General features: G+C 61.0%; 17 protein-coding genes. 6 read left to right on the top strand and 11 right to left on the bottom strand.

The genetic code is table 11. The features are described 5' to 3' along the window. Positions 1-200 precede the first annotated feature (200 nt). The 9 genes from BLQ92_RS08635 to BLQ92_RS40605 all read right to left on the bottom strand — a co-directional run bounded on the left by BLQ92_RS08635 (position 201) and on the right by BLQ92_RS40605 (position 12675). Positions 201-2030, bottom strand: a complete 1830-nt coding sequence (locus BLQ92_RS08635; protein WP_090683440.1) for an ABC transporter ATP-binding protein — start codon at positions 2028-2030, stop codon at positions 201-203. Next, on the bottom strand, positions 2027-2983 hold the full coding sequence (locus BLQ92_RS08630; RefSeq protein ID WP_090683438.1) for an ABC transporter permease: 957 nt from the start codon (positions 2981-2983) through the stop codon (positions 2027-2029). Before BLQ92_RS08630 ends, BLQ92_RS08635 begins: the two co-directional genes overlap by 4 nt. Then, entirely contained in the window at positions 2980-3936 is a 957-nt protein-coding gene (locus tag BLQ92_RS08625; protein WP_090683437.1) for an ABC transporter permease, read from the bottom strand. Before BLQ92_RS08625 ends, BLQ92_RS08630 begins: the two co-directional genes overlap by 4 nt. A 66-nt stretch (positions 3937-4002) precedes the next feature. Beyond that, on the bottom strand, positions 4003-5619 hold the full coding sequence (locus tag BLQ92_RS08620; RefSeq protein ID WP_090683435.1) for an ABC transporter substrate-binding protein: 1617 nt from the start codon (positions 5617-5619) through the stop codon (positions 4003-4005). 102 nt (positions 5620-5721) lie between these two features. After that, the gene (locus BLQ92_RS08615) at positions 5722-6390 is read right to left on the bottom strand and encodes a haloacid dehalogenase type II (protein ID WP_090683433.1); all 669 of its coding nucleotides are present in this window, start codon (positions 6388-6390) and stop codon (positions 5722-5724) included. Between the two features lie 135 nt (positions 6391-6525). Next, positions 6526-7722, bottom strand: a complete 1197-nt coding sequence (locus BLQ92_RS08610) for a M20 aminoacylase family protein (RefSeq protein ID WP_425312407.1) — start codon at positions 7720-7722, stop codon at positions 6526-6528. Positions 7723-7770: 48 nt separating this feature from the next. Continuing rightward, positions 7771-9228 carry an aldehyde dehydrogenase family protein gene (locus BLQ92_RS08605; protein ID WP_090683430.1) on the bottom strand — a complete coding sequence of 486 codons (1458 nt, stop codon included), beginning with the start codon at positions 9226-9228 and terminating at the stop codon, positions 7771-7773. Next, on the bottom strand, positions 9225-10502 hold the full coding sequence (locus BLQ92_RS08600; RefSeq protein WP_090683428.1) for an NAD(P)/FAD-dependent oxidoreductase: 1278 nt from the start codon (positions 10500-10502) through the stop codon (positions 9225-9227). The genes BLQ92_RS08605 and BLQ92_RS08600 overlap by 4 nt, the downstream gene beginning before the upstream one ends. Positions 10503-10572: 70 nt before the next feature. Beyond that, a complete protein-coding gene (locus BLQ92_RS40605; protein ID WP_244896628.1) occupies positions 10573-12675 on the bottom strand; it encodes an FAD-dependent oxidoreductase in 2103 nt (700 codons plus the stop codon). 138 nt (positions 12676-12813) lie between these two features. Between BLQ92_RS40605 and BLQ92_RS39275 the strand changes: the two genes are divergently transcribed. The 3 genes from BLQ92_RS39275 to BLQ92_RS08580 all read left to right on the top strand — a co-directional run bounded on the left by BLQ92_RS39275 (position 12814) and on the right by BLQ92_RS08580 (position 16128). After that, on the top strand, positions 12814-13464 hold the full coding sequence (locus BLQ92_RS39275; RefSeq protein WP_143016537.1) for a hypothetical protein: 651 nt from the start codon (positions 12814-12816) through the stop codon (positions 13462-13464). Positions 13465-13566: 102 nt separating this feature from the next. Continuing rightward, complete coding sequence (locus BLQ92_RS08585) at positions 13567-14208, top strand: hypothetical protein (RefSeq protein WP_090683423.1); 642 nt, start codon at positions 13567-13569, stop codon at positions 14206-14208. A 27-nt stretch (positions 14209-14235) separates the two neighbouring features. Then, positions 14236-16128 (top strand): type III PLP-dependent enzyme domain-containing protein, encoded by a 1893-nt coding sequence (locus BLQ92_RS08580; protein WP_143016536.1) that lies wholly within the window; start codon positions 14236-14238, stop codon positions 16126-16128. 236 nt (positions 16129-16364) lie between these two features. Here BLQ92_RS08580 and BLQ92_RS39270 read toward each other — a convergent pair whose 3' ends face one another. Both BLQ92_RS39270 and BLQ92_RS39890 read right to left on the bottom strand, forming a co-directional pair. Next, complete coding sequence (locus tag BLQ92_RS39270) at positions 16365-16580, bottom strand: hypothetical protein (RefSeq protein WP_143016535.1); 216 nt, start codon at positions 16578-16580, stop codon at positions 16365-16367. 2780 nt (positions 16581-19360) lie between these two features. Beyond that, the gene (locus BLQ92_RS39890; protein ID WP_176860732.1) at positions 19361-20338 is read right to left on the bottom strand and encodes a hypothetical protein; all 978 of its coding nucleotides are present in this window, start codon (positions 20336-20338) and stop codon (positions 19361-19363) included. A 202-nt stretch (positions 20339-20540) separates the two neighbouring features. Between BLQ92_RS39890 and BLQ92_RS39885 the strand changes: the two genes are divergently transcribed. From BLQ92_RS39885 to BLQ92_RS08560, 3 genes are all read left to right on the top strand, one after another. Next, complete coding sequence (locus tag BLQ92_RS39885) at positions 20541-20876, top strand: aminotransferase class III-fold pyridoxal phosphate-dependent enzyme (protein ID WP_176860731.1); 336 nt, start codon at positions 20541-20543, stop codon at positions 20874-20876. A gap of 99 nt (positions 20877-20975) precedes the next feature. Next, positions 20976-21665: a GntR family transcriptional regulator gene (locus tag BLQ92_RS08565; protein ID WP_090684014.1), complete on the top strand. Its 690-nt coding sequence runs from the start codon at positions 20976-20978 to the stop codon at positions 21663-21665. A 55-nt stretch (positions 21666-21720) separates the two neighbouring features. Continuing rightward, the gene (locus BLQ92_RS08560; protein ID WP_090683417.1) at positions 21721-21921 is read left to right on the top strand and encodes a hypothetical protein; all 201 of its coding nucleotides are present in this window, start codon (positions 21721-21723) and stop codon (positions 21919-21921) included. Positions 21922-21940 lie beyond the last annotated feature (19 nt).

Raw genomic sequence — 21940 nt, 5'->3', positions numbered from 1 at the left:
CAGCAGTGGCCAAAGGGAGCGGAAGCCATGACCGTTTGCGCATCAAGTTGTTGCAGGATCGGTCGAAAAACCAAAATCGGAGTCAGGTGGGACGGAATACCTTCGCCACATGCTCTGTTTCGAAGCCGGAAAGCTGCCCCGTGGGATGCGAAATGCGTAGTACAAGCCGGCAACTCATACCACCTGCACGAATCGTGTCGTCATGCCGTCATCGCATCGGCTCTCTGCACGGCATCGAGTTCGGCAGCAGAGCGATGGCACAGGATCACGGTTCCCGAGGGTAGCTTTCTGGCAGGGGGGGCCGTGACGTTGCACTTGCCGTCCATGCGGACCGGGCACCGCGCCCGAAAACTGCACAGTTCGGCCGAATTGCTGCCCGCCCCCATCGACGGCAGCACGGCGCCCGTGAGCGCACGCCGTGAGTCGAGCCAGCCCGGGCGCAGTGCCGGTACCGAATCGATCAGTAGTCCCGTGTACGGGTGGTGTGGTGGCGCCGCCAGAACATCGCGCTGGCCGGCTTCGACGCATTGACCCGCGTACAGCACCATGACGTCGTCGCAAATCGCCCGCACCGTCGAAATATCGTGGCTGATAAACATGTATGACACGCCCAGTTCTCGCCGCAATTCCACCAGCAGGTCAAGAATCGCTGCGCCAACCACGGTGTCCAGCGCGGACGTCACCTCGTCGCAGAGAATCAGCGCGGGGTTCGCCGCGAGCGCACGGGCCAGGTTCACGCGCTGTTTCTGGCCGCCCGACAGTCCAGCGGGCTGGCGCCTCGCAATCGCCGCCGGCAGCTTTACCAGATCGAGCAGTTCGAGCATCCGCTTACGTGCCGCTGCACCGCGCAGGCCGTGATAGAAGTTCATCGGTCGTGCCAGGATGTCGGCGACCGAATGGCTTGGATTGAGCGCCGTATCCGCGTTCTGGAACACGATCTGCACACGCCGGTACTGATCGAGGGTGCGCGCGGAAAGCTTCGCTGGGAGCGGCTTACCATCGAGCAGTACATCGCCCCGAGTACGATCCACAAGTCCCGCCACCACGCGCGCGAGCGTCGTCTTGCCCGAACCTGACTCACCGATTACGCCAAGCGCGCTGCCGCGGCCAATCTTCAGGTTCACATTGTCGAGTACGCAAACGGCAGGTACACCGTTCGCGTCGAGCCGTCCATACCCAGCGTTCAGATTGCGGATTTCGAGCAGCGGTGGCAGCGAATCCGCGGTCGCGATCGCGAGTTCCGGCTCCGGACGGCGCGTCGCAGCTAGCAGTTGCCGTGTATAGTCGTCCGCCGGCATGTCAAGCACCTGCGCCGTAGTGCCGTTTTCACGCACCGCGCCCCCGTTGAGGACCACAATGCGGTCCGCCATCTGCGCGACGACCGCGAGGTCATGCGATACGTAGACAGCAGTCGTGCCCAGTTCGCGGATCACCTTTTTGAATGCGGCGAGCACTTCGATCTGCGTAGTAACGTCCAGCGCCGTAGTCGGCTCGTCAAAAACGACGACGGCGGGATCGGTGATCAGGGCCATCGCAGCCATCAGCCGTTGTAGCTGGCCGCCTGAAACCTGATGCGGATAGCGCGCGCCAATCGTCTCAGGTGACGGCAACGCCAGCGAGCGGAAAAGTCCCACGGCCTTCTCGCGCGCTGCAACAGGCGTCATCAGCCTGTGCAGCAGTGCGGGTTCTGTCACCTGATCCATGATCGTGCGAGCTGGGTTGAAACCCGCCGCCGCGCTCTGCGCGACGTAAGCGACAGTACGCGCGCGCAACGCGCGCCGTCCGGCTGAATCGAGGGACAGCACCTCGACGCCGCCGACTCTCACCGAGCCGCCGGCAATGGAACAGCCGCCGCGTGCGTGCCCCAGCAGCGATAGTGCGATCGTCGTCTTTCCCGAGCCAGACTCGCCAATCAGCGCCAGCACTTCACCTTTTTTCACGGTGAAATCCACGCCCTTCACTATCTCAACGACCGGGTCGGGTGCCGAACCGGCGACCACGCGCAGCCCTTTGACTTCGATCATGTTCATTTGGTACCTCCATGCGCCGGCGCACCACGCCGCCGCAGACTGTCGATCAGCAGGTTCACACCCACCGTGAGCGTTGCGATTGCAACGGCAGGCATTAGCACGGCAGGCGCGCCTTCCGCCAGCGCGCCAATGTTCTCGCGCACGAGCGACCCCCAGTCGGCATTTGGCGGTTGCACGCCCAAGCCGAGGAAACTGAGCCCGCTGAGCAACAGCACGATGAACACAAAGCGCAGTCCGAAGTCCGCGAGCATCGGATGAATCATGTTCGGCAGCACCTCGCTGCGTGCAATATAGAGCAGCCCTTCACCCCGGGCTTTGGCAACTTGCACGTATTCGAGCGTCATCAGATTGACCGCCAGCGAGCGCGAGATGCGGAAGGCGCCGGGAATGTACGCGAGCGCGGCGACCATGATCAGCATGGGAACCGACGAGCCGAATGCGGCGATCATGACGAGTGCGAGAATCTTGCTGGGAATCGAGATCAGCGCATCAAACAGTCGGCTCATGGCTTCATCGACCCGACGACCGGATACGGCTGCGATCAACCCGAAGAATGTGCCAATGCAACTGGCGAGAACCGCCGACGCGAGCGCCAGTCCGACCGTGTATCGGGTGCCGTACAACACACGGCTCAGCATGTCGCGTCCCAGATAATCGGTGCCGAACAGATGTGCCGCGCTGTACGATGCGAACATTTCAGTCGACGTCACCGTGCCCCCTTTGTACGGCGCTACCAACGGCCCGATGAATGCAACGCCGAGCCAGAATACGACAAGCACGAGGCCGACCAGGCCCAGCAGCGAGAGGCGGTTCACGAGCCGGCGCAGCGCACCGCGTTTCCGGACTGGCTCTGCGGCGGGGGCGTCCTGGAACGCATCCGCGCAAGGCCGGGCTTCTTCACCGGGTACCGCGTACCGAACGGTACCCGCACGGGATGTGTTAGGTCGGTTCATCGTTGACGCAGCCTCGGGTTGGAGATGATCTGACATAGGTCGGCAATGAGCACAAGTGCGAGATACGCTGCGCAAAATACCATCACGCAGCCCTGCACTAGCGGCATGTCGCGGTTCGTGACAGCATCGACCATCAGACTCGCGAGTCCGGGATAGTTGAAAATCGACTCAACGATCACGACGCCGCCGAACAGATACGACAGACTCAGGGCAACCGCATTCGCGATCGGGCCAATCGTGTTGGGCAGCACATGGCGCAACACGATGCGCGCGGACGACGCGCCCTTGAGTACGGCCATTTCGACATATGATGCGTCCAGCTGATCTAACACCGCCGCGCGCGTCATACGCGCCATCTGCGCTACGATTACACAGCACAGCGTCATTACAGGCATTGCATAGATCCGCAGCAGCGCGCTAAACGACGTGACCTCCGATAGGTATGACAGTGCCGGCAACCAGCGCAACTTGACAGCGAAGATCAGCACGGCGATCGTCGCAATCAGAAACTCCGGCACCGCGACGGTCGACAACGTCAGCACGTTCAAGGCGCGGTCGAGCAGCGAACCGCGATACATCGCCGACAGAATGCCGATCGCCAGCGCGACCGGAACCGAGACGGCGGCCGTCAACCCTGCGAGCGTGAGCGTATTCGGCAGGCGAGTCGCGATCAGTTCCCTCACGGGCATGTTGTTCGACAGCGACGTGCCGAAGTTGCCGATCACGGCATGCACGAACCACTGGAAGTAACGCTGCAGCACGGGCTGATCGAGGCCAAACTGGTGGCGCAAGGCGGCCACCTGTTCGGGCGTGGCCGCCTGGCCGAGCGCCTGCTGCGCCGCGTCGCCTGGCAGCAGGCCCGTGATGGCGAACACGATGGCCGACACCAGAAACAGCGTGAGCAGCGCGAAACCGAGGCGAGCGGCAATGAGCCGTTGCGCGTTGGCTTTCATATAAGTGCCTCCTGAATGAAAAGGGCACGCCGCGTAGATGCGGCGTGCAACTGCAATCGGCCGTTATCAGGACTCAAGCCAGACGTGTTCCGCAAACATATATCCCATCAGGCCAGCGATCGGGATCGAGGCGAGACCTTTGAGTTTGGTCGTATGCCCATCGAGTGAACTCAGGAACAGCGGAATGCCAATCCCACCGGATTCGTGCACGAGCACCTGCATGTCGCCATAGATCTTTTTGCGCTTGGCATCGTCCGGCTCGCCGCGAGCGGCGATGAGCAACTGGTCGAACTTCGGGTTCTTCCAGTTCGCTTCGTTCCATGGCGCATCGGATTTGAAGAACTGCGTAAAGACCACATCGGCGCTTGGCCGCGCGTCGACGTTGCCAAAGCTGAGCGGATGCTTCATCCAATGATTGGACCAGTAGCCGTCTGCGGGCATACGGCTCACCTGGAGATTGAGCCCGGCGCGCGGCGCTGCAGCCTGAAGAAGCATCGCGATTTCCACGGATCCTTTTGCGGCCGGCGACGCATACACCTGCAACGGAGTGCCGCTGAGCTTTGCCTTCTGGAAGTGAAACTTGGCCTTGTCCGGATCGAAGCTCCGTTGCGGCAGGCCCGCAAAGTAGTACTTGTTCGTCGGACTGATGGGCTGGTCGTTACCAATCACCGCGTACCCGCCAAAAGCCGCATGAAGCATCTGTTCGCGATCTAACAGATACATCATGCCGCGGCGGAAATCATCGTTGCCCGTGACGCCGCCTTCGTCCCTCATGATCAGGTCCGTGTACTGGCCTGTCTTCGTCTCGAGTACCGAAAAACCGGGCGTCCCCTTGATCCGCGACGCAGAGGTATGCGTCACTGCGTTGATCAGGTGCACGTCACCGGAAAGCAACGCATTGACCCGCGCCGCTTCATCGGCAATTCCGACGAGTTCGATCTCATCGAGGTGCGGCAGTCCGGTCTTCCAGTAGGTCTCGTTGCGCACGCCGACGGTACGCACGCCCGGCGAAAATTCCTTGAGCCTGAACGGACCGGTGCCTACAGCCGTGTTGAAATCCCGCGTGCCATCCTTGATGATCGTGAAATGCGACGTCGCGAGAATCACCGGCAAGTCCGCGTTTGCCCTTTCCAGGGTGATCGTCACCTCGTCTGCACCGGTCGCCTTCACGTCCTTGATCTGGTCCGCGAGCGTCTTCGCTTTCGAGGCGGTCGCCGGGTCCTTGTGGCGCATGATCGAATAGACAACGTCGGCGGGTACAAGCGCCTTGCCGTCGTGAAACTGCACGCCCTTGCGCAGTTTCACGACCCAGACAGTCGCGTCCTTCGTTTCAATCGATTCTGCCAGGGCCATTCTTGCGCCGAGATGCGAATCCAACTCGGTCAGGCCGTTGTAAAGCATAAACGCACGGGCATAGTCCGTGCCGAGCGCGCCCTTTGCGGGATCGAGCGTATCGGCCGTGGACGACGCTGCCGTCGCGACGCGAATCTTGCCGCCTTTTTTTGGCGTCTCCTGGGCGAAAGCTGACCCACTCGCGGCCAGCAGTCCCGCACCGGTCATCGACAGCATTCCGCCGGCTGCCATCGCGCGAAGCAGATTGCGCCGCGACAAGCCCTTGGCCGTAAGCTGTTGGAATTGCTCCTGGGCGCTGCCAGCAGCGGCGCGCATATTTATCTTGTTCATTTGTCTCCTCCACACGGGAGTTGTTTCTCAGTAGAAGCCATTCGTGCCGACGCGCGCCTTAGCGAGTTTCAGCCGTGCCCTCGCGTAACCGAGGGCACCGGATCACAGGCCGAGCAGCGTGGCGACTTCACCGATGGTCTTGACTTCGTAGTATTCGTAGTACGGCGTGCCCGGCTCGTGGCCCCGATTGACGAACGCCTTGTGCTTGATGCCCATGTCGTGCGCCGTCATCAGGTCATAGCGCATGCTCGACGAAACGTGCAGCACATCCTCAGGGTTGCAGTTCAGCTGATCGAACATATACTCAAAGGCCTGCATGCGTGGCTTGTACGCTTGGGCCTGCTCCGCGGTGAACACACGATGGAACGGGGCGCCCAGCTTGTCGACATTGCTCTGGATGTGCTCGTCCGGCGCGTTCGAAAGAATAACGAGCCTGTACTTTTTCGCGAGCCGAGAAAGGCCTTCTGGCACGTCCGGGTGCGGCCCCCAAGTCGGCTCGGCGAGGTAGAACTTCTCCGCGTCCGCTTCGCTAAACTCAACATTCATGCGCTTGCACGCGCGGCGCGCGGCGTTGATCAGCACCTCGCGGAACGGCCTCCAGGCGCCGAGCGCTTCGTCGCGACGGTAAGCGGTAAAGAAGTCGACGAGTCGCTCGAGTTCGGCGCCCTGCAGCCGATCCCCGTACGCCTCGCGAGTCATTTCGCTGATGCGAAAGTTCGTCAGCGTGCCCCAGCAGTCGAAAGTGATGTATTTTGGCTCAAAGTCAATCATGGTTTCAGTCCTCCTGTGTTTGTCAACCCGCGTGGGTTCCACTGTGAAATCAGCAATCGTTTCTCGAACATACACTACGTATTACTAACGGATGTGGTTCATTGGATGCCATCCCGCACCGAAAAGTGCAATCGGTCACACCGCACCGAAGTAATGCTGCGCCAAAGCGACCCAATACCGGACGCCGGCCGGAATAATGTCGTCGTTGAAATCGTACTCCGGATGATGCAGAGACGGCGCGGTCGTTCCCATAGGAGCGTTGCCGATCAGCACATAAGCGCCGGGCCGCTCCTCCAGCATGAAGCCGAAGTCTTCCGATGTCATGTTCGACGGGATGTCACGGTTCAGGCGCTCGCCGCCGAACGTCTCGCGAATAACCGCTTCGCAGAGTGCGGTCTCGGCCGACGAGTTGATTGTCGCGGGGTAGTATTGGAAAAACGTGACCTCGACTTGCGCGCCATATGCGGCGGCTAACCCTTCGCACATGAGCTGGATATCGCGCTGTAACTTCTGTTGCAAAGCGGACGACAGCGTGCGAACCGTCCCTCGCAGCTCTGCGCTATCCGGAATGACATTGTCCGTGTTCCCTGCGTGGAACATGCACACGGAAATGACGGCGGGATCCACCGGATCCTTGTGCCGCGCCGCGATCGTCTGACACTGGAGTACGATCGAACACGCCAGCGGTATTGGATCGAGGCCTAGATGCGGCTGCGCCGCGTGAGCACCCTTGCCTGTTACCTTGATGCAAAATCGAGAGCCTGCCGCCATGATCGGGCCGGTTCGCAGGCCAAAATGTCCAGCGGGCAGACCGGGCCAGTTGTGCATGCCGAACACCGCTTCGGTCGGACATTGTTCGAACAGCCCGTCATCGATCATCTTCCGCGCGCCTGCGCCTCCCTCCTCTCCGGGCTGAAATACAAAATGAACCGTGCCAGGCAACTGCGGCAATTGTTTCAGGACGCGCGCAGCACCCAGCAACATTACCGTATGGCCGTCATGCCCGCAGGCATGCATGATTCCATCTGCGCCCGATGCGTGCGCGAAGTCATTGACTTCGTGGATCGGCAACGCATCCAGGTCCGCACGGAGCACAATTCCCCGGTCCGGGTTCGCACCAGGCAGGCTCGCGACGACTCCCGTTCCTCCGAGCCCGCGAGATATCGTATAGCCGAGTTCTTCGAGTTCGCGCGCGACGACGTCTGCCGTCCTGTGCTCTTCAAATCGCAATTCGGGATGAGCGTGAAGATCGCGTCGCAGCCTCGTCCAATGGACGTGATGCTCGGTCAGCGATGTTTCGGTGATTACAGTCGTTTCCAATTTGGGCACCATTAGAAAGCAAACAGCTTTATATTCACAGCGTCGGGCGTACCAATGGCATCAATCGTAGAACCCGAGGATTGACTTCACCTCCATGTACTCTTCCATCCCTTCGATTCCATACTCTCTACCATTGCCAGACTGCTTGTATCCTCCGAACGGAGCCTGTGGGTCCCATGCCGGATAGTTCAGATGAACCTGGCCCGACTGGATGCGTGCGGCTACCGCATGCAAGAGAGTCTTGTCTGTGCCTTGAACGTGTGCACCGAGCCCATAAACCGTGTCGTTTGCGATAGTGACTGCTTCCTCGACCATGTCGTAAGGAAGGATTGTGAGAACTGGACCGAAGATCTCCTGCTGCGCAATCGTCATGTCGGTGCGGACATTGGAGAAGACAGTCGGTCGTGCATAGAAGCCCTTGCTGAGTCCCGCTGGTCTTCCACGACCACCCGCGACCAGCTTTGCCCCCTCGTCAATGCCAGCTTCGACCATCCGCTGCACCCGCTCGAACTGCGCGCGATTGGCCAGGGGACCGTGCGTCGTCGCCTCGGCGAACGGGTCACCAACGATCATTTGTTCCGTCGCCGCTACGGCCAGCTCGTCAACCTGGTTCAGCACGCTGCGCGGTACGATCAGGCGCGTCGGCGCGCTGCACGACTGGCCCATATTCCGGTATGCGGCGGCGACGCCCAGCGATACGGCACGTGGGAGGTCGGCATCGGGTAGCACAACGTTTGGTGACTTGCCTCCAAGCTCCTGAGCCACGCGCTTGACAGTCGGCGCCGCCGCCTCTGCGACCAGCACACCGGCGCGCGTCGAACCTGTGATCGAAACCATATCGACTTGCGGATGTCCCGCAAGCGACGCGCCGACTTCCGTGCCAGAGCCACTCACCAGGTTGAATACGCCGGCGGGGACATCCGCGTCCGCGATGACCTCGGCGAACAGCAAGGCGCTTAGCGGCGAGAGCTCGCTAGGTTTCAGGACCACGGTGCAGCCTGCTGCCAGCGCAGGACCGACCTTGGCCGTGATCTGATAGATCGGCCAGTTCCACGGCGTAATCAGCGCACACACTCCGATCGGCTCACGTACGATCGCAGTCGTGCCACGTCGAACGCGGAACGGATAGTTCGCCAGATTGTCCCGCGCCACGCGGATATGTTCGGCCGCAAGCGGCACATGGGCGCCGCGAGCATAGCTAATCGGTGCGCCCATCTCCATCGTCAGGGCCTGGGCGAATAGCTCGGTGCGCTCGAGAAGCAGCGCATGGACGCGGTCAAGCCGTGCGGCGCGCTCCTGCGGCGACGTCACGGACCATCGCACGAACGCTTCGCGGGCGGCTTCTACCGCCCGGTGGACGTCGCGTGCGTTCCCAAGCGGAATGTCGCAGAGCGTTTCTTCCGTAGACGGCGAAACGACGGCGATTCGACCGGTACCTTCGGGCGCCACCCATTTGCCGCCGATAAAGAACCGATCGAGCCGTCCCGCCTGCGTCAGATGAAGAACAGGTGAATTCATTGCAGTGCGTCCTTGAGTCGGTACCATGCGCCCACGAAGGGCAAGAACCATGGTTTGCCAAAATGCCCGGGGATGGCGGGCCAGTCGAAGTCTTTCCACGGGTTGAGCTCGGCGCGTCCGTCCATGATCTCCGCCATCAGTGTGCCCATCAGTGTGGCCATGTGGGTGCCGTGTCCGCTATAGCCCATCGAGTAGTACACGCCGTCTCGCTCGCCCGCACGGGGCAGGCGATTGGCGGTCATGTCGACCATCCCACCCCAGCAATAGTCGATACGCACGCTGGCCAGCTCGGGAAACACGGCGGCCATCTGCCGTCGCAGGATCATCCCGCTCTTTTCGTCCGAACGCGGGTTCGACGTCGCGAATCGCGCACGACCGCCAAATAGCATCCGGTTGTCGGGAGTGACACGAAAGAAGTTGACGAAGTTCTTTGTGTCGGTCGCCATCCGGCGGGTTGGCAGCAACCGGTCGAGCAGTTCCTGCGGCAAAGGCTCGGTGACGATGATAAAAGCCCCGACCGGCACAATCCTGCGCCGGATCCAGCCGAACGGTCCCACCTGCGAGATGCCGCTCGCCAGAAGCACCTGCGGCGTGCGGATCTCTCCCCGCGGCGTTCGGACCACGTATAAGCCCTGAGATTGCCTCTGCAATCCCAGAACCGGCGTCTGCTCCAGAATGTGTGCGCCGCGCGCTTGCGCAGCCTTCGCGAGACCACGAACATATCGACCGACGTGCATCCCGGCACTCTTCTCAAAGATCAACCCGCCGTGATAGCGGTCTGAGCCGATCTCGTCACGAAGCTCTGCCTTCGTCACAAGGCGCGTATCGGGGTCCACGCTCGCGGCGAGCAACGCCTGACTTCGCGCAAGCTTGTCGTAGTGCTCGGGCTTCGCCGCGAGCTTGAGCTTTCCCCGGCGGACGAAATCGCAATCGATCGACTCTTCCCTGACCAGCCGCTCAACGGTATCGACACCCGCATCGAACGCAAGATACAGCCGGTTGGCCAGTTCCGTGCCGATGTGCTGCGAGAGTGAAGCATAATCCTGTGCGAAGCCGTTGTTGCACATGCCGCCATTGCGCCCCGACGCCGCCTGCCCCACGGTTCCCGCTTCGCAGACCATGACGCGCGCGCCTTTTTTGGCTAGCGCCAATGCAGCCGCCGAGCCCGTGATACCTCCACCGACCACCACGACGTCGCAACTTCCGCCATGCACATCGGGCGAGCTGCTAACGAATGGCTCGGATGTGTCCAGCCAGTAAGAACTGAAAAGCATGACAAACTCCAAAGCTGGCGTACTGGTGCACATATCCGACACCAAGCACGCGAGCGACAAATAACTGGCCTTAAAAGTCGGCGACCTTTCCCCACACCGATTCGTTGAGTCGCGCCGGACGGTAGGGTTCGGGATCGACGATCGGCTTCGCACCTGTGACCAGATCCGCCACTAGATGGCCACACCCCGGGCCGATGCCAAAACCGTGGCCGCTCAAGCCTGCGGCCAGCACGAGCCCAGGTAGTTCCTTCGTTTCGCCAATAGCGGGAACGCCGTCCGGCGTCGTATCAATGTAGCCCGCCCACGACGCAGCAATCTGGCTCTCTCCGATCACCGGACAGAGATCGACCGCCCGCTTCCGAATCTCTTTGAGTGTGGCTTCATCGACACAAGGGTCCAGCACCCGCATTTTTTCCATTGGCGTCGGTGCGTCGAGTCGCCAGCGCCCCGTTCCTTCGTGACCGGAACGCACGCCTTCCAGATTTCCTGGACTCAGGCTGCGCCAGCGGCGCCCGAACATAGGAATGAAGTCCTTGGCGTAGCGCACTTTTTGCAGCGTCAGATCGAGCTTCCCCAGACCGCTGATGGCGAGCGTATACGTGCCGTCACCGCGTCGCGTGATGGTGATGGCCGCGGTCTGACGCGCGTCGGGTCTGTTTCGTCGTGGTGCCTTCTCGTGCATCGCCGTTGTGCTGTTGGTTCCCTGCGGCGTTCGGATTCGGTTTTTCTGCGCGGATGTTGCCTTTTTCGCGCCGCGCGCCTTTCCTCCGGTGGTTGTCCGGATGGTGTGCTGTTCATTCGCGGCCGCTGTTTGCGGGTCTCCCGACGTCTTGATGGTTTGGTGGGCGCGTTTGTGTTGTAGTGTTGCGGGTCGGTTGTTCGCGCTTCTGGCCACGGGCGTTGTCGGGTTTGGTTTTTTGGTGCTTCGTTTTTTCGGCGTTATTGCCCGTCTTTTGCTGGTGTTTCTTGTCGCTGCCTTTTTCGCTGTTGCTTGTTTGTTGCTTCGTGGTTCCGTGTTTGCCGCCGCGGTGCGGTGCATTTCGCCGTCTTGGTTCCTTGTGGGTTGTTCGTTTTTATCGTTGGTCTGGTACATGGGTTGACTGCTACGCCCGTCCGGGGTGTCGCCGGGCTCTGGTTCGCCCTTCTGTCGCGGCGGCGGGGTCTTGGTCGCGATGTTCGATTCGGTTTCTTCTCGGTTTTGTTGTTGTTTGCTTCGCCAGTTTGTGCTGGTTTTTTCTGCCGGGACGTTGCTGTTTTTGAGTTGGGGGTCTTTTCTTGTCCGCTTCTCGCGGATCCATGCGGTTGCTCGGCCGTCGTTGCGTGCTCGTATTGCGACTACATGGGCGTTGAGCTGGCGGGTGGGTGTGGTGGGGATGCGGGTGAGCGGTACGCTCTTGTGTTCACGTTCGTTCTCTGCTCTCTTTTTGTGGTTCATCGTTTGTGCGCAATTTTCGTCGGGTTTGGGTTCGGGCTCGTGTACGGTCGGTTCGTTGCTTTCCGGGGGGTGGGTTGGTGTCTGGGTGTGCGGTTGCTCGCCGTGTAGCTGCGGGGCTGTTTGGGTCTTGCTGTCTGTTGCTTGATATTGTTCCATCGCTTGGCTGATGTTCCCATCCTGCTTTTCGTCGGGCTGTGGCGCGGCTTTGTTTGGATGCGCGGGGGTGTTGCGTGGCCTCTTTTCTTCGGTGTCGACTTGCTTCATTTTGCGGTCGCTTCGCCGGTCGTTGTGCTTTGTTGCCGCGGTGACGTGGCTGCGCGTGACTTCTTGGTGCTGGGCGGTTGGGCTCTCTTCGATCTCAGTCTTTGGACGGACGTGTCGCGGTGGACGCGGTGCGACTGCGGGGGCTGTTCTCTGGTCGCGGGCCCAGCGTGGGTGGATGTCGTTGCCGCTGGTCTCGTGCTCGCGTTCGAGGATGTCGCTCTGGCCGTGCGTCAGTTTTTTGGCCTCGCTTCCTTCGCGGTTCAGGGCGGAAGCGCGCTTTGCGAGAGCCTTGTGGTCCTGCGCTTCGGCAGGGGTGTCGGTGCGTTTTCGGTCGTTGTCGTGCATCGGGGGTTGTGCCGTCTTGCCGATTGGTCCTTTTTCTTTTTCCAGGTGCCTGTAGTGGCTACCCGGCGTCTTTTGTTCGGGTGGTTTCCCGGTCGGGGTGTCCTGCGCGCCGTGTTTGTGTTGCTCCATGTCTTCCAGTCCGGGTTGCATGAGTTTGGGGGCCCTGGGCTGTCCCTGGTGGTGGGGTGCCTCGGTTTTGTGGGCGTGCGCCGGGCGTTCGGTCGTGCCGTTCGCTCACCGCGGTTTCTCAGTTGCTGCGCTGTTTTCTTGAGCGACGTATTTTTTTGGTGTTTCATCTGCAATTTGCCCGTCTTTCGGGCTTTCTTGCTGGTCCAGCTGGATGGCTTGCGGCTGGTCCGTGGGTTTGTCGTCTGGGTTTCGCTTTCGGTAGCGGCGATTCTTTTTTGTCTAACGCCGGTTGCGGTCGCGTTCCTGTTTCATTGCGTGGCAGACCGTGTTTGGTTGCGTTTCGTCACGGGTGGGGCTCGCTGGATTTTCTTCCCTTGCGACGGCTTCGGTCTGGTTCTTGAGGCGGTCGTGGTGCTGTGGCGGCTGGAGTCCGTTGCGTGCTGTTTTTGCGTCGCGTCGCGTTGGGTCATTGGTCTTTTTCGCGTTGTGGCACTGTTCGGGTTCGGCGGTGTATATGTGGCGCTGCTCGTTTTTGTTGTGGTTGGTTCCTGCCCCAGTCTGGGGGTTTGGCTGATTTTGGTCGACCTTCTGGTCGTGGGGTTGTCGGGAGCTGTCGGCGTGTTTTCGGTTGTTCGCGTTAATGGGTCGTTGTGGGTGGGCCATTTTCTGGCCCTTTGCGACCGCTTCGTTTGTGTAATGGCCTCCCTTGGTCGTCCGTTGTGGAGGCTTCGTCGTCCGTGTGTACTGCGCCGGGTGTTTTTTCTGATCTTTGGTGGGCACTTTGAGTAGGTGACCTGTCTGCGTTTGCCTCCCTCGGGTGCGGCGGGCGCTCTTGTTTTCTGGGCCGTGTCGGTTCGGTTGGGCAGCGCCTTGTGTTCGCCGGAGTTGCCCGTGTTCTGGGATTTGGTTTTTGACGGCCTCTTTTTTTTGTGTTTATTTTCCTGTGATTGCGTCGTTCTCGTGTTCTTGGTGCTTCTGCTGGGCGTCTTGCCGGTGTTGCGTGTGGTCGGTGTATCGGTATTGGTTGTGGCGTCCGCGCGTCTCTTTGTTCTCATCCGTCCGGGTGTGTTTTTGGGGGTGGCGCGTCTGGCCTTCCGTCTGGTGGTCTGGCTGGCTTGGCTTGGGGTTGGAGGTTTTTTCCTGGTTGGTTTAGGTGCCCTTCTTGTTCAGTTCGCGGTGGACTTCTTTGGTGGGTTTTCGTCCTTTGCGTTGTGTGTTTCGGGGGCGTCTTGTGGGGTGAGTGGCCATTTGTGCTTGGTGGCTTTGTTGTGGTTGGGCCGTGCCTCTGTATTGCTGGTTGTTTGGGGCCTGCATCGCTCCCTCGCCCGTCTGGAGCTTTGCCTGATTGTGGTCGGCGTTCGTTTTGGGGCGGCGTTTGGGGCAGCCGCATTGGTTTCGGTTGTCCGGGTTCAGGTGTCCTCCTGGGTGGGTGGTTTCTTGGTGTCGACCGTCCGGTTCGTGTGGGCGTTCTTTGGCCTTGGTCTTCGTGTGTTCGTGTTCGCTGTTGGGTTTGCCCTGACGCGGTTCTCGTAGGTGCTGTTGCTAGGGCACGATGGCTGCGTGCTGCGTCTTGTTTTTGTTCGCGTCGCTTGCGCGGGGGCGCTTGTGGGTTTCGGCGTGGCGGTTCGGTTGTCCTTCGCATTGTGTTTCGAGGTCGGTGTGGTGGTCCGTGGTTGGGGTGTTGCCGGCGTCGGCGTTGTGGTGCTCTCTGTCTGGGCTTGGGTTTGTCTCGTGGGCGTGGGTCTGGTGGGGGTGTTGTTGCCTGCGTGTTGCCTGTACGCTTCCGCTGTACTTGCCCTGCTGTTGCGGCTTGCCGGTCTGGCCCTTTGTGGGTGTGTGTTTTTGGCTGCGGGGCTTCGGGCTTTCGGCCTGGTGTGTTGGGTGGTTTGTCTTGGCTTTGCGCGTAGCTTGCTGGTTGCTTTGTCTGTCGTTGGGGTGACGTTCGTTGTGGCGTGCTTTTGTGTCTTTTTCGCTTTGGTGATGTCTGCCGTGGGTGTGGATTGCGCGTCGGATCTCGCGTTGTGCGTGTTGACTTTGGTGTTGTTGCACCCGCGCGCGGCATTGTTTGCTGTTGTGGGCGTTGGCTGGATGGTCGTGCGGCTGGAGCGCGGCATGCATGGGCTGGGGGTGGGTTTTGGTTCTGGCGTTGTGTGTGCGCAATGCGGGGATGTGGTCGGGGCGTATGTGGTGGGCGGCGCGTCTGGTGTCCCTGTGTTTGTTTTCCGGTCCGGGGCACCGTTTTTTGCGATTGGGATCCGTTTTCTGGTCTGGGCTGTCGTGCTGGTTCTGCCGAAGCTTGCGTGGGCGCTTGGTGTGCGGCATCGGGGCTGTGAGGTTATGCTTGTTGCCGGCAGTGTTGCCTTCTGGCCGGGTTTTTTCGGTTTGTGGGGGGCTCCGAACGCCTGGTTTGCTTTGTTGCTCGAGGTCGTTGTTGGCGGGCTTCGTTCAGGGTTGGCGGCGGCCGCTGGGCGCCTCTTGGGTGTGGTCACGTGGCTTTGTAACGGCCGCCTGCCTGTGGGTGTTGTGTTGGCCTCTGGGGGTTCTGGCTGTGATTGCGATATTTTTTTCTTTCTTGTCCGGTTCGTCGAACGTGGTCGTTTGGTGTGCGTGTGCTCCGGTGGGCGCCTTGGTGTCGCGGAGCTTGGGTTTCCTGTTGTGTGTCTCGTGTCTGCGTCCGCAGCTGTGGTCGTTCTGGATCTCGATGTTGTGCTCGAGGTTCGCGTGGGTGTCTCTGTGGTGTTGGCTCTCGTTGTGCGTGACGTGGTTGTGCAGGACGTGTTCGCGGTCGGTTTGGTGGTGTTGCTTCCTGTTCTCGTCGACGTGGGGGAGGGCTTCTGTGCCATTTTCGACGTTTTCTGGATGGTGATTTGCGGGGGTCGTGGTGGTCAGCGCGAGCTGGGGGTTTTCGGGTTTGTCGTTTTGTGTGAGCGCGCCGTGGCGCTGTTTGACGGGTGTGTGCTGTGGGGTGTTTACGCGGGTCAGGGCCTGGTTTGCCGATCGTGCGCCCGCGTTGGCGAGTTCGACCTTGGTTTTGCGCTCGGGCCTCTTCTGCTCGTTTTGCCTGCGCAGGTGTGGGCTGTCGGGGTTGCACTTCGTTTTTATTTTTCCGTCGGTCCTGTTGGGTTGGTTTCCGCTTGGCGGCGTTTCTTCGTCTTGTGTGTGGATGCTGACGGCGGGTTGATTGCGAGTGTTTCTTCGCTCGTCTTCCGCTGTCCGCACCCGGGGCTGTTTGCCACCGTGTGCGTTGCTGCGGCTTCTGTCTGGGAGTTTTCGGGTTGGTTTTTTTCTGTTTTCGCTTCTTTGTCGGCGCCAACTTTTTTTTGGTTCGATGTGTCCTGGCGGCATCGTGGTCGGTGCTTGGTCGCGGTGGTTTTGGGCTGGGTGTTTTGCTGTGGAGTCCCTCGGGCTTGGTATTTGATGGGGGCTGCTGTTGTGGTCGCGTTCGTTGTTTGATTCGTCCCGTTTTCCTGGTTTGGTGCCCTTGTCAGCTTCGGCGTGGGCGATATGGTTCGGGAACTCTTCGTCCATCGCCTTTACGGTGTCGTGGTGGCAACTTTCGTCTCGTTTTTCACCGCCTGTCTTTGGGTCTGGGTGTTTTGTGTCTGGCGGCCGTTGCGCGTGGTCGTCGTTCGTTCTGTGTTTCGGGTGTGCTCGCGTATTGGCTTGCGTTTGTTCGCAGCGTTGGCGGATCAGTTGTCTTTGGCGGTGCCGGCCTTGGGCTGTCTTCTGGCCGTATTGGGGGTGCTCTCTTTGGTTTGGGTGGCATGGAAGCTGTTTGGGGTGGTCTTCGGGGACTTTTCGCGGTTGATGAGGGCTTTCGCGTCGCTCGGGGCGCGGTTGGCTGGCGTCGTCGGGTGTTTGGACGGCGGTGGTTGGTGGGGGTGCGTGCTGGTCTTTTCGTCCATGTTTCGGTCGGTTGGGGTTCTGCTTCGGGGATTGCTGTTCTTCTGGTGTTGCCTGGGTTCGGTCCTTGTGGCCGTGCCTTTGCTGGTCCTTGTGCTGTCGGTCCCTGTGTTGCGGGGTCCCGTATCGGCAGTTCGGTCATGTGTTTGTCGGCCGGTCTGGGGGGTCTTGTGTTTGGCCGGATGTCTGGGTTTGTTGGCGTTGCTGGCCATCCCGGTTGCGGTGTTCGGTGTGGTGCTGGTGGTCATTTCTCGCTGTGCGGCTTCTGGCTGGCCTGGGGTTGGTTGCGGGGCTTTGCGGTGTCGTTGAGCACTGCGCTTGCTTTGTGCGTGCCGCTTTGGCGCGGCGCTGTGGGTGGTACGTTCGGGGCTCTCGTCTCGGGTGGGCTTTCGTCCGCTGATGGGTCCGGTGTTGTCTCGCCCGCGGTTCGCTTCCGATTCGGTGGCGGGTGCGGCGGGCTGCGGTACAGCGCCGCGGAGTCTGTTCCAGTTGGCGGATCTGGTTTCCGGTGTCGGGTGTGTTTTCGCTCTGCCGGGGGCTAGCTTGCGTACCAGGTCCCGCCGACAGTGCTTGTCGGGGCCTGGTTTCTCTCCGCGCCGTCTTCTGGTTGGGTTGGCGCTCGGTCTCCTGATCTTTCTCTGGGTTGCTTTTCTTTGGTTTCGGCGCGTCGGGCTGTGTTTTTGCTGGGGTTTTGTGGGCCGATGGCGGGCGGGTCGGTTGTCCCTGTTTGGGGTTGCGCCGCCGGTTGGGGTTCTTGGTCCGGATCTGCTGGGGGTAGGGGTATTGTTGTAATGTTGGGTCTCGGTTTTCGCGCCCGGTTTTCGGCGGTGTGTTCCGGCCGTCGGTTTGGCGCGTGCTGGTGACGTGGGCCGTTTTGGTGGGATGGGGTCTGCTTTTTGCCCCTGGCGCGTCCTGCAGGCTGGACGGCTTGGCGGACGTTTGCGGAAGTGGGATTCCTCTTTGCCGGGCGATCGCGGACTTCGTTGTTCCATCAGGGGTCTTCGTGTCTTGGGTGGGAGTGGTTCCTGTTTGGGTGCCTTTACTGTTTCTGTTGCCGGCTTGGGTTTCGGTTGCGTGTGGAGTGCGTTGGTGTTGTCCGGTTGCTTGCGTCTGCGGGATGCCGCTTGGGCTGGCTGGAGCGGCTGTTGGGGGCTGGGTTGTGGTGTCTGGTGGTTGGCGCTGTCCTCCCTTGTCTGCCTGTCCTGTGGTTCTTCGAGGGTGGCTTGTGTCTCGCTTGTTGTGGCTGTGCTTTGTGGTGCCGCCCGGCGGTGTGGCGTCGGGGGAGCGCGGCCGGGTTTCGATGTTCTGTGGGTTCTTGCTTCTGTTTGGGGGCCCGGTGCTTCGGTTTTCCCGGTCGCGGTCGTTTTCGGCGGCGGTCTCTTGTGGCAGCGGGTGGCTGGGGTTTGCCGTGGTCCGTTGGGGTGGGTCGCGGTTCTGTTGAGGGCAGTCGCGTCGGTTCGGTCTTGGCTGCTCTTTGGCGTTGCGGCCTTTGTGTGCGCGCTGTGCCGGCGTCCGGGGTGGTGCCGGGTGGTCCTCTGATCCTGGCTCGGGTTTGCCGTTGCGGATGCTGACGACCTCGACTTCTCCGGTTGTGTGGGGTTTCGTGTCGATTTTTAGCGGCGTTGTGGTGTTGGTGGCCCTCCGTTTGTTTTTGTGGATCCGTTGGGTGGGTTTCTTCGGGTAAGGCTTGGTGATTTTGGTTTACGCGCCGTTCTTGTCCGTCCCTCGTTGGTTCCAGTGTTGCGGTTCCTTTTTCGTGGTTGTGCTCGCCTCTTTCTTCTGGGGCCGTATGTTTCTCGCCCTGGGTTGGGCTCGCGTTTGTGCTGTGCGTTTGCCTGTGGGCTCGGTTCCGTGGTGTGTGCTCCCTTGCTTGGGGTGCGCTTGCTTGCGGGGTGTTTGGCATATCTGGCGCATGGTGACGGTTTTGGATCGCGGCGGTCTTCTCCTTTCTCATTGCGGCCCGCTATTGTTGGCGGTGCTTTCTGCGCGTCTCTCGCCCTTGGTTGACGGGGGCGTATCTCGGTCTGCGGTTGGTGGCGGTGCGCTGGGTTGGTGTCGTCGCTTCTGGGTTGGCGGTTCGGGGTTTGCTTCTGGGTCTTGCCGGGTGATTTGTTGTGCCGCTCGCCTCGCTGACGTATGTGGGTGGTGGGTTGGTGCTCTTTCGCTTTCTGTTAGTCGTTTCGTTGGACGTCGTTCGCCGGCGTGGGCTCTGTGGCTGCGCAGTTGGTGAGGTGCTGGCGTGGTTTCGCCTTGGCCTGTTCTGGTTCCATCTTGTGCACGTGCGCCGTGTCGTTGCGTGTGTCGTGTTGCACCTGTTGGGCCTTTTGGGATTGCAGGGGCCTCTGGGTGTCTTGTCGCGCCGCTCGCTGGTCGAGGCGGTCTTTTGTCGCTTTGCTTCTTTCGGGCGGTCTCTTTGCTGCTTTCGGCCGCCAGTCGTTCACTGCTGCTTGCCCGGCTCGAGCGTCGTCTTGCCCTGAGGTGGTCGCCTGTTCGTCGGCGGCATCATCGGCTTTGGTGACTGTGTACCCGGGGTGTTCGCTCTCTCCTTGGCTCGGGCGGTCATGCTTGTGTTTCTGTTGGTCTTTTCCTTCGAGGTCGCTTAGGGTCTGTTCTTTGTCGGGCGGGGCCTGCTTCGCGTTTATTTGGTTTCTGTGCGTGTGAGTGCCGATTGGCTGCTGCTTCTTTGGCGCCTCGCCATGGCGGGCGTTGCGGCGCTGGTCTTGTTGACTTTATGGCGTGCCGACCTGTTCCTGGCCCAGGGGGCCTTTGTGCTTCGTTTGGCTCAGTTGGGATGGGAGCTTCTGGTTTGGTTCATGCTGCTTGATGATGCTCGTGTTTCCTCGGTGTTGTTTGCGTTGGTGTTATGGCCGGTTGCTCCTGCTTCTGCTGCTCGCTGTTTGAGCGGCGGCTCGGCTTCGCGGCCGCGGGTTTTGCAGGCAGGCGGCGGTTTCGGCGGCGCCGACGCTTGCTTGCGGGGCTGGATGCGGTCGTGCTTTGGTCGCTCTTGGTTTTGGCACTTTGGCGGCGTTACCCGACGGGCCGTCGCGGGGGTCGTCCGGTTGGTCTGTCGGTCGTGTTGTGTGTTTTCTTCCTGGCCGGTTGGTATGGTGTGTGGGGCGAAGGTTTGTCTGTCGGGCTGTCTGGGCGCCTCGTGTTTCGCGGCTTCGCCGGCTTTGGTCTGGGTGTGGCGTGCGTGTCGGCTGCTTGTCGGTTGTTTTAGTTGCGGGGTCTGGTGGTTGTGCACGCATTGCCGCTGCATGTGTTCGCCGATCTTGGCCTCTGGCTGTGTTCTGGTGGCGTGGTTCTGCAGGTCGGTCCGCTGGTTGCTGCTGCTGTTCTCGTGGCGCGGTTGTGGGGCCAGCGCTCTGGGGATGGGCGTGGCGCTGCGCTGCATCGGGCCGAGAGGGGTGATCGTTGGCAGTTTGGCCTGTCGGGGCACTTTGGAGTTGAGGTCGATTTTTTCCTGCTCGCTGGTGTGTTCGGCCTTGCTGGGCCCGTGTGTGCTGTGTGTGCCGGGCCTGGCCTGGTGCCGGGTCATGCCGTGCGGGCTTTGGCCGCGGCTGGCTGCGTTGGTGTCGCTGCGGGTGGTGGACTTCCGTGGTCGCGGGTGCGGTGTGGCGTCGTTGTTCGGCGCGTCTTTCTTCTCGTGGTGTGGGGTGTTCGGCTGCCGGAGTTGTTTGTTGGGGTCGGTCGCCGCGGTGGTGCGCTGCGTTGGCGGGTTGTTCATCGGTTCCGTGTTGTCGTGGGGTTTTTTGCGCATTGGGAGGCCCGTTTGGGGGGCTTGGCGCCGCGGAGTGGTGCCCTGTTTCGTCTGTTTGGTCTGGCGGATGTGGTGCTTGTGTGCGGTGTGTTGTGTTGTGTTGCTGGGCGCTGTCGTGGCTGGGTTTGGCCAGTGCGTGCGCTGTTTCTCTTGCTTGGGCGGCATTTCCGTGGCTGTGGGGGGCTTTGATTCGTTGGTTGGCGTGTTCGGCGCCGCTTCGTTTGTGGGCCGCGCGGGCCGGACCTTCGTGATCTTTTTCGAGGGGCTAAATGGGCTGGCAAGGAAATACGAATGCATCGGCGACGTACGCGGCACGGGTCTGTATTTCGGCGTGGAGATGGTGCATGATCGCGCGAAAAAGGACACCGATATCGCAACGGCGCTCAAAGTAGTCAATGGCCTGCGCCAGCGGCGCGTGCTGATTTCGGCGACCGGGCCGGACGCGAGCGTGCTGAAGATCCGACCGCCGCTGGTGTTCGCGGCCAAGGACGCCGACCGCCTGCTGACGGAACTGGACGCCGTACTCGCCGGGCTGTGATCAGCGATGGCCCGGCGCGCCAACCAGCCGGTCATCGACAGGCGGCATATTCAGGTGCATCCACCGCATATAATCGTGGTACCCACGAACTATTGCGATATGAGTGCATCAATTTCCAAACCGGCAAGCGTCGCCGAGGCGGCCAGGCCCACAGCCGTCGAAGCGCTTGCCGAGAAGCTCCGGACCCGCATTCTGAACGGCGACTTCGCGCCGGGCGAGTACCTGCGTGACATCAGGATGGCCGAGGAGTACGAGGTCTCCCGCAGTACGTTTCGCACGGCCGCACAGTTGCTGGTCGGGCGCCGCATCCTGCGTCAGGTGGTCAATCGCGGTTTCTTCGTGCCGGAGTTCTCGGCCGACGATATCGTTGACGTGACGCGTTTTCGGGGTGTGCTCGAAGTCGAGGCGGTGAAGATGATCGTGCATACCGGGCAAATCCCCGTCGAGGCGATTCATGCTGTCGAGCGGCTGCGCGACGCCCCAGGCGACGCACCGGTCTCGTTCATGGTTGCGGCGGATCGCGACTTCCATCGCGCGATCGTGTCGGCCAGCGGCAGCGAGCGGCTGCAACGCAGCTACGAAGCGATCGAGAGCGAGATCGAGTTACTGCTGGTGCAGCGCCAGCATTACTACGAACACCCGAAGGAGATCGTGCGCGAACACGAGCATCTGATCGCCTGCCTGAAGACGCGCGACTTCCCGACCGCGCGCGACGCCTTCCTCGAACACTGGGATGATCTGCGCGTCAAGCTGCTACGCGTCGAGGCGAACAAGCTGCGGGCGCGCTGAATTGGCCGTTGGCCATGGGCGCCATGTCGCCTCCGATGCCACGCAATACTGTCGAATGAAGGGCCATTCCCGTCCCGAAACCGCGGCCGAGGCCGCGAATGCGCAGCAACGCTCAGGAGGTTTTCTCGTAAACGGTTATAGCGAATGGTTGAAACGCTACACGTTCGCGCCGGTTACTCACCCCGTGCACGGCAATCCGTCCGGCTTCACTCAGGCTGACGCTCGCCAAAGCGCCGATATCGCCGCGATCCCTTGAGCACCGCATTCTCGCACCG

Source organism: Paraburkholderia phenazinium, assembly GCF_900100735.1.
Taxonomy (GTDB): domain Bacteria; phylum Pseudomonadota; class Gammaproteobacteria; order Burkholderiales; family Burkholderiaceae; genus Paraburkholderia; species Paraburkholderia phenazinia.
This window is presented reverse-complemented; position numbering and strand designations above follow the sequence as displayed.

What these genes read in the sequence shown, in the direction of transcription:
- BLQ92_RS39270 (WP_143016535.1), bottom strand. Translation starts at nt 16,580, where the DNA reads ATGGACGAAAAGACCAGCACGCACCCCCACCAACCACCGCCGTCCAAA.
- BLQ92_RS08625 (WP_090683437.1), bottom strand. Translation starts at nt 3,936, where the DNA reads ATGAAAGCCAACGCGCAACGGCTCATTGCCGCTCGCCTCGGTTTCGCG.
- BLQ92_RS08630 (WP_090683438.1), bottom strand. Translation starts at nt 2,983, where the DNA reads ATGAACCGACCTAACACATCCCGTGCGGGTACCGTTCGGTACGCGGTA.
- BLQ92_RS08565 (WP_090684014.1), top strand. Translation starts at nt 20,976, where the DNA reads ATGAGTGCATCAATTTCCAAACCGGCAAGCGTCGCCGAGGCGGCCAGG.
- BLQ92_RS08600 (WP_090683428.1), bottom strand. Translation starts at nt 10,502, where the DNA reads ATGCTTTTCAGTTCTTACTGGCTGGACACATCCGAGCCATTCGTTAGC.
- BLQ92_RS08615 (WP_090683433.1), bottom strand. Translation starts at nt 6,390, where the DNA reads ATGATTGACTTTGAGCCAAAATACATCACTTTCGACTGCTGGGGCACG.
- BLQ92_RS08620 (WP_090683435.1), bottom strand. Translation starts at nt 5,619, where the DNA reads ATGAACAAGATAAATATGCGCGCCGCTGCTGGCAGCGCCCAGGAGCAA.
- BLQ92_RS08610 (WP_425312407.1), bottom strand. Translation starts at nt 7,722, where the DNA reads ATGGTGCCCAAATTGGAAACGACTGTAATCACCGAAACATCGCTGACC.
- BLQ92_RS08635 (WP_090683440.1), bottom strand. Translation starts at nt 2,030, where the DNA reads ATGAACATGATCGAAGTCAAAGGGCTGCGCGTGGTCGCCGGTTCGGCA.
- BLQ92_RS40605 (WP_244896628.1), bottom strand. Translation starts at nt 12,675, where the DNA reads ATGGAGCAACACAAACACGGCGCGCAGGACACCCCGACCGGGAAACCA.
- BLQ92_RS39890 (WP_176860732.1), bottom strand. Translation starts at nt 20,338, where the DNA reads ATGCGCAAAAAACCCCACGACAACACGGAACCGATGAACAACCCGCCA.
- BLQ92_RS08560 (WP_090683417.1), top strand. Translation starts at nt 21,721, where the DNA reads ATGAAGGGCCATTCCCGTCCCGAAACCGCGGCCGAGGCCGCGAATGCG.
- BLQ92_RS08605 (WP_090683430.1), bottom strand. Translation starts at nt 9,228, where the DNA reads ATGAATTCACCTGTTCTTCATCTGACGCAGGCGGGACGGCTCGATCGG.